The organism is Luteibacter sp. P4_D7_3 (assembly GCF_056401735.1).
This window is the reverse complement of record NZ_JBFUIT010000136.1, coordinates 1-9,735: the sequence shown is the minus strand read 5'-3', so window position 1 is coordinate 9,735 and position 9,735 is coordinate 1. Positions and strand designations below refer to the sequence as shown.

The 9,735-nt window shown below is 63.2% G+C and carries 11 protein-coding genes and 1 pseudogene; 9 read left to right on the top strand and 3 right to left on the bottom strand.

Annotated features, from left to right (window positions below):
• Both AC1DSN_RS12915 and asnS read right to left on the bottom strand, forming a co-directional pair.
• Positions 1 to 521, bottom strand: a pseudogene (locus AC1DSN_RS12915) (hypothetical protein); the annotation flags it as partial.
• 14 nt (positions 522 to 535) lie between these two features.
• Entirely contained in the window at positions 536 to 1,939 is a 1,404-nt protein-coding gene (gene asnS / locus AC1DSN_RS12910; RefSeq protein WP_213948424.1) for an asparagine--tRNA ligase, read from the bottom strand.
• A gap of 126 nt (positions 1,940 to 2,065) precedes the next feature.
• Here asnS and AC1DSN_RS12905 point away from each other — a divergent pair, with 126 nt between their 5' ends.
• From AC1DSN_RS12905 to AC1DSN_RS12880, 6 genes are all read left to right on the top strand, one after another.
• Positions 2,066 to 2,392: a HesB/IscA family protein gene (locus tag AC1DSN_RS12905; protein WP_063571735.1), complete on the top strand. Its 327-nt coding sequence runs from the start codon at positions 2,066 to 2,068 to the stop codon at positions 2,390 to 2,392.
• A gap of 240 nt (positions 2,393 to 2,632) precedes the next feature.
• A complete protein-coding gene (rpsF, locus tag AC1DSN_RS12900) occupies positions 2,633 to 3,055 on the top strand; it encodes a 30S ribosomal protein S6 (RefSeq protein WP_107915513.1) in 423 nt (140 codons plus the stop codon).
• A 15-nt stretch (positions 3,056 to 3,070) separates the two neighbouring features.
• Positions 3,071 to 3,301, top strand: a complete 231-nt coding sequence (rpsR, locus tag AC1DSN_RS12895) for a 30S ribosomal protein S18 (protein ID WP_029214018.1) — start codon at positions 3,071 to 3,073, stop codon at positions 3,299 to 3,301.
• A gap of 110 nt (positions 3,302 to 3,411) precedes the next feature.
• Positions 3,412 to 3,858 (top strand): 50S ribosomal protein L9, encoded by a 447-nt coding sequence (rplI, locus tag AC1DSN_RS12890; protein ID WP_213948423.1) that lies wholly within the window; start codon positions 3,412 to 3,414, stop codon positions 3,856 to 3,858.
• 173 nt (positions 3,859 to 4,031) lie between these two features.
• On the top strand, positions 4,032 to 5,447 hold the full coding sequence (locus AC1DSN_RS12885) for a replicative DNA helicase (protein WP_213948422.1): 1,416 nt from the start codon (positions 4,032 to 4,034) through the stop codon (positions 5,445 to 5,447).
• 164 nt (positions 5,448 to 5,611) lie between these two features.
• Complete coding sequence (locus tag AC1DSN_RS12880) at positions 5,612 to 7,060, top strand: flavin-containing monooxygenase (RefSeq protein WP_477331014.1); 1,449 nt, start codon at positions 5,612 to 5,614, stop codon at positions 7,058 to 7,060.
• Between the two features lie 28 nt (positions 7,061 to 7,088).
• Here the strand turns inward: AC1DSN_RS12880 and AC1DSN_RS12875 are convergent, their stop codons facing one another.
• Positions 7,089 to 7,418, bottom strand: a complete 330-nt coding sequence (locus AC1DSN_RS12875; protein WP_477297473.1) for a low molecular weight protein tyrosine phosphatase family protein — start codon at positions 7,416 to 7,418, stop codon at positions 7,089 to 7,091.
• 91 nt (positions 7,419 to 7,509) lie between these two features.
• Here AC1DSN_RS12875 and AC1DSN_RS12870 point away from each other — a divergent pair, with 91 nt between their 5' ends.
• The 3 genes from AC1DSN_RS12870 to AC1DSN_RS12860 form a co-directional block, all read left to right on the top strand.
• Positions 7,510 to 7,860, top strand: coding sequence for a hypothetical protein (locus AC1DSN_RS12870; RefSeq protein ID WP_477297471.1), 351 nt, complete (start codon positions 7,510 to 7,512; stop codon positions 7,858 to 7,860).
• Positions 7,861 to 7,909: 49 nt separating this feature from the next.
• Complete coding sequence (locus AC1DSN_RS12865) at positions 7,910 to 8,668, top strand: SGNH/GDSL hydrolase family protein (RefSeq protein ID WP_477297470.1); 759 nt, start codon at positions 7,910 to 7,912, stop codon at positions 8,666 to 8,668.
• Positions 8,669 to 8,867: 199 nt separating this feature from the next.
• Positions 8,868 to 9,735: CsgG/HfaB family protein (locus AC1DSN_RS12860; protein WP_477331012.1), on the top strand; the 868-nt coding region annotated here is incomplete at its 3' end.

Here is a 9,735-nt window from a genome sequence, read left to right as displayed (position 1 = left end):
ACGATGTACCGCGCCTTGTCGTCCTCGACCTTGAACTTGCCGAAGGCGCCCGTCGTCTCGTTGGTCCAGCCCATGTATTCGCAGAGCTGGATGTCTTCGGCATGAAGGGGCTGGAAGGCATCGTCGAGCACCACGACCGTGGGCGCGAACAGGTAGCTCGAGCTCAGCCAGCGGCCGTTGAGTTCGGCCTTCATCGCGACGGTATAAGGCATCTGCGCGCCCGCCGGCAGGCGGAACGCCAGGAAGTAGCTGCGGTCGCCGTTGAGGTTGGCGACCGGGCTGTCTTTGTCCAGCGAGAAGCGCTGCGGCTGCCAGGGCAGCATGTCCTGATAGGACAGGTCGGCAAAGCTGCCGCAACAGGGCGTGGCGTTGTCGAGTGCCTTGCGTGCGACATCGACCGCGTTCGACGGGTTTTCCGGCGGACGGAAGTTCGGCGGCACGATGGCTTTCATCGTATGGCAGGCCGCGAGCGTGAGCATCGCGGCGGCGAGGAGCAGGGAACGGAGCAGGGAAGGGGGCATAAGGGTTGTGGTTCTTAGAACTCGGCACTCCCTGCCGCGCGGGGATAGGGGATAGCGTCGCGAATATTTGCGAGGCCGCAGACGTAGACGAGCAGGCGCTCGAAGCCAAGGCCGAAGCCGGCATGCGGTACCGTGCCGTAGCGGCGCAGGTCGCGATACCAGTTGTAGACCTCCTTATCGAGGCCGAACTGGTCCATGCGGCGGTCGAGGTAGTCCAGGCGCTCTTCACGCTGCGCACCGCCGATGATCTCGCCGATGCCGGGCGCGAGGACGTCCATGGCTGCCACGGTCTTGCCGTCGTCGTTGAGGCGCATGTAGAACGCCTTGATCTCTTCGGGGTAGTTCATGACGACCACGGGGCGGCCGATATGTTCCTCGGCGAGGTAGCGCTCATGTTCCGTCTGCAGGTCGATGCCCCAGGCGACCGGGTGTTCGAACTTCTTGCCCGACTTCTGCAGGATCTCGACGGCCTCGGTGTACTGGATGCGCTCGAACGGCTTGGCGATGAACGCTTCCAGGCGCGAGATCGCGTCCGGCTGGATGCGCTCGGCGAAGAAGGCCATATCGTCGGCGCGCTCGTCGAGCACCGCCTTGAAGATGCCCTTGAGGAACAGCTCGGCCAGGTCGGCCATGTCGTTGAGGTCGGCGAACGCGACCTCGGGCTCCACCATCCAGAACTCGGCCAGGTGGCGGGTGGTGTTCGAGTTCTCGGCGCGGAAGGTGGGGCCGAAGGTGTAGACCTTGCTCATCGACAGGGCGTAGGCCTCGACGTTGAGCTGGCCGGAGACCGTCAGGAACGCTTCGCGGCCGAAGAAATCCTTGCGCCAGTCGATGCCGCCCTTGTCGTCGCGCGGCAGATTGGCCAGGTCCAGGGTGGACAGGCGGAACATGTCACCGGCGCCTTCGGCGTCCGAGGTGGTGATGATCGGCGTATTGATCCAGAAAAAGCCCTGCTCGGTGAGCAGGCGGTGGATCGCCATCATCATGGTGTGGCGTACACGGGTCACGGCACCGAAGAGGTTGGTGCGCGGGCGCAGGTGGGCGACCTCGCGCAGGAACTCCATGGAGTGCTGCTTGGGCTGGATGGGATAGGTGAGCGGATTCTCGACGAAGCCGGTCACTTCGATGCGGGTGGCCTGGATTTCGTAGGCCTGGCCCTTGCCCTGGGAAGGGACGAGCTTGCCCGTGGCGATGATGCCGGCGCCGGCCGAGAGGCGTTTCACGTCCGTCTCGTAGTTGGCCAGGTCGGCGGTGGCGACCACCTGGATCGGGGCGAAGCAGGAGCCGTCGCTCACGTTCACGAAGGACAGGCCGCCCTTGGATTCACGCAGGGTGCGGACCCAGCCGCGTACAGTGACTTCGTGCTCCGCTGCGGTCGTGCCGCCAGCGAGGGCCTGCTTGACGCTTACCACCGTCATCGATTGAAACTCCAGAAAAGGCACCGCACATTAATGAGGGCGCATGGGACGCGACCCTGCATGATAATGTAAGGGCCACGTGAACGGCAGCGTTCTCCCGATATACCACGGTAAAAAAACGTCTTCATGAGCATTCAGATCACTCCCGCCGCTTCCGACCGCATGCGCGCCTTCCTCGACAAGGCCCCCGAGGCCGCGGGCGTACGCTTTTCCGTCAAGCGGATGGGCTGCTCGGGCTTCGGCTACGTGGTCGATCTGGCCGGCGCCATCGCCGCCGACGACCAGGTCATGGATATCGACGGTATCCGCGTGGTGGTCGACCCCAAGAGCCTGCCCCTGGTCGAGGGCACCCTGATCGACTTCCAGCGCCAGGGCCTCAACGCTTCCTTCGTCTTCCACAACCCAAACGCCACGGGTGAGTGCGGCTGCGGCGAATCCTTCACCGTCGCCTGAATAGGGACATGTGGGAGCCGATTCATCGGCGAAAAGCCTACGAAGCGGTATAGCCGGGCGCCATCGCCGGCATAGCCGGCTCCCACAAAGAGCCGCCCTCCAAGCCCTGCACCCTTGCGGCAACCCCCGGTTTCTCCTTACAATGCGCGGCTGGCTCTCCCCAAAGGAGGGTCTTCTTGCCTCACCGCACGTTGCGGGAGGCTGCCATCCCCGCAAGGGGTGCATCCACAAGGAGTCACCATGCGTCATTATGAAGTTGTGTTCATGGTCCACCCGGACCAGAGCGAACAGGTGCCTGCCATGATCGAGCGCTACAAAGCGCTGATCGAAGGCGACAACGGCAAGATCCACCGCCTCGAAGACTGGGGCCGCCGTCAGCTGGCTTACCCGATCGCCAACCTCGCCAAAGCTCACTACGTGATGCTGAACATCGAGGTTTCGCAGAACGCCCTGAACGAGCTCGAGACGGGCTTCCGCTTCAACGACGCCGTCCTGCGCCACCTCGTGGTTCGCCGCGACGAGGCCGACCTCGAGCCGTCCTTCATCCTTAAGAGCAAGGAAAAGGACGAGCAGAAGGGTTCGCGTCGCCGTGACGACGACGACGGCAGCGACGATCGCCGCGGCGGTCGCGATAACGACAACGATCGCGACAGCGACGACTAATCGGGGATCACAGCCATGTCTAAATTCTTCCGCCGCCGCAAGTTCTGCCGTTTCACCGCCGAAGGCGTCAAAGAGATCGATTACAAGGATCTCAACACCCTTCGTCAGTACGTCACGGAGAACGGCAAGATCGTCCCGAGCCGCATCACGGGCACGAAGGCACGCTACCAGCGTCAGCTGGCGACCGCGATCAAGCGCGCTCGCTTCCTCTCACTGCTGCCGTACACCGACAACCACGACGTCTGATCACCCTGCGCCCTCCCGTTATCGGTGAGGGCGCCCGGTTTCAGGCATTTCGGACAACCGTCCTGGCTGCACGGGGCCCATTCCGTGCTAACGAAAAGTAAGGAAATACCATGGAACTCATCCTCCTCCAGAAGGTGAAGAACCTCGGTGACCTCGGCGACAAGGTCAGCGTCAAGCCGGGTTACGGTCGTAACTTCCTCCTTCCGACTGGCAAGGCCGCTCGCGCGACCGCCGCCAACCTCGAAGCGTTCGAAGCACGTCGTGCCGAGTACGAAGCCAAGGCCAAGGAGCATCTCTCCGGTGCCGAGGCTCGTGCCGCCAAGCTCGACGGCGCCGAGGTCACGATCGAAGTCAACGCTTCGCCGGAAGGCAAGCTGTTCGGCTCGGTCACGCCGCGCGACGTTGCCGAAGCCCTGACCGCGAAGGGTCTGGAAGTCGACAAGAGCGAAGTGATCCAGGCCGAAGGCCCGTACCGCAATGTTGGTGAGTACGATGCAGTTGTCGTGCTCCACGCCGACATCCAGCAGACGGTCAAGGTCAAGGTGGTCGGCGCGTAAGCTCCGAAACCCCCTGAGATCCTCGGAAGCGGGCGCCGAAAGGCGCCCGTTTTCGTTTCGCCCACAGGTTATCCACAGACTTATCCTCTCACCGGGTGAGACATCCCCGCGTATCATGGCCACACGGCCAGGCTGTCCCGGCCAGGGGCGCCGTCAGCAACACGAGGTATTCCATGTCCTTCAATCCCGAGCGCGGTGAGCGCGGAGACCGCAAGCGTCGTCGTGAGCCCACGCCGTTCGACTCGCTGCGTATTCCTCCGAATTCGATCGAGGCCGAGCAGGCGGTGCTGGGCGGCCTCATGCTCTCGCCCGATTCGCTGGACAAGGTGGCCGACAAGCTCACCGACGACGATTTCTATCGTAAGGACCACCGCCTCATCTGGCGCGCCATCAACGAGCTCGCCAACAAGGGCATGCCCTGTGACGCGATCACGCTGGGCGAATGGTTTGTCGCCAACGACCTCTCCGAGATGGTCGGTGGCGCGACCTACCTCATGGAGCTGGCCAACTCGACACCCAGCGCGGCGAACATTGGCGCCTATGGCGACATCGTGCGCGAGAAGTCCGTGCTGCGCATGCTGATCGATGCCGGCACGTCCATCACCGAGGACGGTTTTCGTCCCGAGGGCAAGAGCGTCCAGGAAGTGATGGAGCTGGCCGAGCAGCGCGTGTTCCGCATCGCGGAATCCGGCGCGCGCGGCAAGAAGGACATCGTCTCCGTACGCGAAGCCGTGGGCGAGGCGTTCCGCATGCTGACCGAGCGCTACGAAAAGCGCGGCCAGCTCACCGGTATCTCCACCGGCTTTACCGATCTGGACGAACTGACCTCGGGATTGCAGCCGTCGGATCTCATCATCGTCGCGGCACGCCCGTCGATGGGTAAGACCGCTTTCGCGCTGAATCTCGCCGAAGCCGCGGCGATGCGCGGCAAGAAGGCCGTGGCGGTGTTCTCGATGGAAATGTCGGCCTCACAGCTGGCTTTCCGTCTGATCTCGTCGCTCGGTCGCGTGCATGCGCAGCATCTGCGTAACGGTGACCTCGCCGAGGAGGACTGGCCGCGCGTCACCTCGGCGATCACCATGCTGTCGGATGCCAAGATCTTCATCGACGACACGCCCGCCATGTCGCCGGTGGAAATGCGTTCGCGTTCGCGCCGCCTGCAGCGCGAGCATGGCCTGGGCCTGATCGTGATCGACTACCTGCAGCTGATGCAGGTGCCGGGCAACAGCGAGAATCGCGCGACGGAAATCTCTGAGATTTCCCGCGGCCTCAAGGCGCTGGCGAAGGAACTCAACGTGCCGGTGATCGCGCTGTCGCAGTTGAACCGATCCCTCGAGCAGCGCGCGGACAAGCGTCCGATGATGTCCGATCTTCGCGAATCCGGCGCAATCGAGCAGGACGCCGACGTCATCATGTTCATCTACCGCGACGACTACTACAACAAGGAGTCGCCGGATAAGGGCCTGGCCGAGATCATCATCGGCAAACAGCGAAACGGCCCCACCGACACCGTGAAGCTGGCCTTCCTCGGCCACTACACCAAGTTCGAGAACTGGGCACCCGATTCCTACGTAGGTACCTTCGACTAAGCGTCGCCTCGGCTCCGATCTCTGTAGGAGCCGATTCATCGGCGAACGGGTGCTTGCGGCACCCTGGCCCGCTGCCGCGGGATCGCCGATGAATCGGCTCCTACAAAAAGCGGCGAGTTTGCTCGGTTAGGCGTACGCTTTCCCTGCCGAAGCGGGGGTGCGCATTGAACACCGACCACTACGATGTCCTGATCATTGGTGCGGGGCTTTCCGGTATCGGGATGGCCTGCCGGCTGGCTACGGCTTGCCCAGAAAAGCGCGTCGGCATCATCGAGCGACGCCACGCCATCGGCGGCACGTGGGACCTGTTCCGCTACCCGGGCGTTCGTTCGGATTCGGACATGTTCACCTTCGGCTACGCCTTCCGGCCGTGGAACGAACTGAAGGTGCTGGCCGATGGCCCGTCGATCCGCGACTACGTCGTGGCGACCGCGCGCGAATACGGCATCGAAGGCAAGATCCGGTTCGGTCTGAGCACGACTCATGCGTCATGGTCTTCGGTCGACTCTCGTTGGACCGTGACCGCCGTCGACGAGCTTGGCGAGAAGCAGGTGTTCACCACCGGCTTCCTTATCGGATGCACAGGCTATTACGCGTACGACCGTGGCTACATCCCGGCCTTTCCCGATCTCGACCGCTACCAGGGACGTTTCGTCCACCCGCAGCAGTGGCCGGAGGATCTCGACTGGGAAGGCAAGCGCGTGCTCGTCATCGGCAGCGGCGCGACGGCCATCACCCTCGTACCCGCGCTTGCGGCAAAAGCGGCGCATGTCACTATGCTCCAGCGCTCGCCGGGCTACGTGTTCTCCGTGCCTTCCCGTGATGCCATCTCGGCCGCGTTGTTGCGCGTACTGCCGGAACGCGTGGTCTACGCGATGGCGCGCCGGCGCAACATCGCCCTTCAACGGCTGCTTTATCGCGCGGCGATGCGCTGGCCGAAGCGGGTGCGCGCGCTACTGCTGGCCGGTGTGCGTCGACGCCTCGACGGCGCGGCCACGCTTGACGATTTCTCGCCGGCGTACGACCCGTGGACGCAGCGGCTCTGTGTCGTTCCCGACAACGATCTGTTCGACGCGTTGCGCGCCGGAAAGGCCTCCGTATGGACCGATTCGATCGCCGGGTTCACCGAGACCGGTGTGCGCTTATCGTCGGGAGCGAGCATCGAAGCCGACATCGTCATCTCTGCGACGGGATTTCACTTACAGGTGCTCGGCGGCATGATGCTCGATGTGGACGGTATTGCCCGCGATCCGGGCACGCTGATGACATACAAAGGAGTGCTGCTTGATGGCATTCCCAATGCCGCCGTGTTGTTCGGTTACATCAATGCGTCGTGGACGTTGAAGGTGGACCTCGCCGCGCAATATGTCTGCCGGCTGATTCAGCGCATGGACGAACGTGCCGTCGATGTCGTCGTGCCGCGGGCGCCGCCAGGACAGGCGCTGGATGTGTGCATCCTTGACGCGCTTACATCGGGTTACGTAACTCGGGGAGAGGGTACGTTGCCCAGGCAGGGCAGGGATGCCCCGTGGCGCGTCACACACCGCTATGAAGTCGACCGACGTGTGCTGCTGGAGGACCCGGTCGACGATGCTTGGCTCGAGATGTCCTGAGGCTTCGTGACCATGATTTTGATAGCCGTCACGGTTTCGGTAGGAAACGGCCTGCGCGCTTCTGAAGCAGAGTGACCAGTTCTGGAGCCATATAGTCGTAGTCGTCGGGGATATCCAGGCAAACGACGCGTTTTCCCTTCAGTGCCTGACCGAAGCCATTACGCAGTTTCGCCTGGTGGCGGCTTTCCATGACGACGATGACGTCGGCCCAGCGCAACTGTTCCGCCGAGACTGGCACCTCGGCGTCCTGGTTCACGCCGGCGGAGTCCGTTTCCACGCCAGCGTACGTCGCGAAGATGTGCTCAGCCGTGGGGCTGCGTAGCCTGTTCTTCGCGCAGATAAACAGAACTCGTGTCATGGCTGGGGGCGTCCACTCTGGAGGGTTGCACGCGTCGGGTCGTTTCGCCCACTATCGGCGCGGGGTGATTTTATCTTCAGGGGATGGAGCCATGCGCTGTTTTGTACATCACGACGCCGAGGCGGTTGGCGTCTGCAGGTGCTGCTTCAAGGGTACGTGTGCATCCTGCGCGATTCCGGTGACGAATGGCCTTGCGTGCTCGGCGGTCTGCCGGCCAGTGGCCGAGGAAATCGCCCAGCTACAGCTGGTTACCTTGCGGAACCAGGGCATCTATCGTGCCCAACGACTCATCCAGCCCGCCATGGCGGTCCTCTTCGTGGTGACGGGGGCGTCCATGGTCTACTCGTATCCCTCGTGGTCCTTGGGCTGGATCTTTACGGCCGCCGGTGTCGTTACGGGACTGGCTCAGATCGTTTCTTCGCGCCGTCGTCGCACGGCCTGACAAATCGCTTTTCTTAAGAACAGCCGCTTGCGAGGTGGCAGCAATGCGTATGACTATGTTCCTTGCAGCGATGTGCTTCGCGGGGTCAGCGATCGCGGCGCCGCAGCAGCCCCGGATCGTGCTACCTGACAACCCGACGCCCGACCAGCGCGCCGACATCGAGCAGCGTCTGAATGACTGGCCTTCGCTCGCGCGCTTCGCGACGGATAACGCCACGTATCCGCCACCGAAGGCAGGCGAAAAGCGCGTCGTCTTCTTCGGCGATTCGATCACCGATTTCTGGGGGAGGCCGGTCGGTGATTTCTTTCCCGGCAAGAACTACATCAATCGCGGTATTAGCGGGCAGACGACGGCGCAGATGCTCGTGCGCTTTCGCGCGGATGTCATCGCACTGAAGCCGGCTGTGGTCGTTATCCTCGCAGGCACGAACGACATCTCGGGCAATACCGGGCCATCGTCCATGGCGATGATCGAGGATAACCTTTCGTCGATGGCTGAGCTTGCGCGTGTCCACGACATTCGCGTTGTCATGGCCACCCTCCTGCCGGTGAGCGACTACGTGGACCCGATGCAGTCGAGGCGGCGCCCGCCACCCCGGATTCGTGCGCTCAATGACTGGATTCGTCGATACGCGGAGCGCGAGCACCTGGTACTTGTCGACTATTACCCTGCCATGGTCGATGCGAGCGCCGCGCTGAAGACAGAACTCACCGACGATGGACTGCATCCGAATGCACAGGGCTACGCCGTGATGGCGCCGCTTGCCCAACGCGCCATTCAGGCGGCGCTCGTGAAAGGCGGACGCTGAGCGAGAGCTCGCCTTACAACGTGTCAGGGCGATACCGCGTGTCCCTGTCGGGCGAGCGAGCAATTCGTCCTGGCAAGGCCCGACAGACCTGTCTTACGGCTGTCCATAGCATCGTTGGCTCATTCGATCGCCTTCTCCCGCGTACGTCCGGGCTGGGCGAGGGTCGTTCAGGGCCGGACGTATCAGGACAGGATCGACCATGGAAATTTCCTTCAGGCACGCCGCGCAGGCGTCGCTTGCGCTTGGCGCTATCTTTTCGTTGACAGCATGTACCGCCGCGAATCCTCTCGTTACCCGAACGCAGAAGGCGCATGAGGCGAAGGTCGCCGCGATCCCGAAGTGTGCGCGCAAGCTCGGGACGATTTCGGTCATCGAGCCGGAAGGCGACATCCATTGGTGGACGCAGCAGCAGTTGCCGTCGCCGACCAAGCTGATTAAGGTGTTCGTCAATAAGTCCGGCTGCTTCACACTGCTGGATCGAGGCATGGGCATGAACGCTGCCATGCGCGAGCGCGCGCTCGCCGCGGGCGGTGAGCTGCGCGGCGGAGCCAACATCGGCAAAGGCCAGGTCAAGGCAGCGGACTATGTCATGGTTCCCGACCTCGTCTCGACCAATGCCAACGCAGGAGGTAGCGCGCTAAGCGCCCTGGCAGGCGGTCTGATCGGCGGCGGCGCCGGCCGCCTCGTCGGTGCCATCAATATCAGCTCGAAGACCTCCGATGTCGTACTCACCGTGACCGACGTCCGTTCGTCCGAGCAGGTCGCGATGACCGAAGGCCACGGTGAGAAGAACGATATCGGTCTCGGTGCGAGTGGTGCGTTCTTTGGCAGTCAGGGCCTGGGCGGCGCGGGCATCGGCGGATATGCCAACACCACGATCGGACAGGTCATCAGCATGGCCTACCTCGACGCCTACACGAAGCTGGTCAACGAAATGGGCGGGATGCCTGGCAACGCGTCGGCGGCGAACTCGCGTCAGTCCGGCACGGTCCGCGTCGCCACGCGGATGTTTCCGAGCTCCAGCATGAAGGGCAAGGCGGTACGCTCGCTCGATCCCGGCATGACGG